This window comes from Micromonospora sp. ABR4_055, from assembly GCF_056160425.1.
This window is the reverse complement of record NZ_JBSWXD010000371.1, coordinates 1-319: the sequence shown is the minus strand read 5'-3', so window position 1 is coordinate 319 and position 319 is coordinate 1. Positions and strand designations below refer to the sequence as shown.

The following is a 319-nucleotide window of genomic DNA, read 5'->3' as shown; positions in this document are numbered from 1 at the left end:
CGTCGACCCGGGTGGTGCCGTGCTGCACGGCGATCACACTGTTGGCCACGCCCAACGACAGGTTGTGGTGGGCGTGGATACCGATCTGCGTTCGCGGGTCCAGCACCTGCTGGTAGGCGTCGACCCGGGCGGCGACATCGTCCATCAGCAGCCGGCCGCCGGAGTCGGTGACGTAGACGCAGTGCGCCCCGTACGACTCCATCAGTTTGGCCTGCTGCGCGAGCCCGTCCGGGGTGTTCATGTGCGACATCATCAGGAACCCGGCGACGTCCATACCCTGGTCGCGGGCCCAGCCGATGTGCTGGGCGGCGACGTCGGC

General features: G+C 68.7%; 1 pseudogene. It reads right to left on the bottom strand.

Features of this window, described 5'->3' with window-relative positions:
- Positions 1-319, bottom strand: a pseudogene (locus tag ACXAHD_RS32445) (4-hydroxy-2-oxovalerate aldolase); the annotation flags it as partial.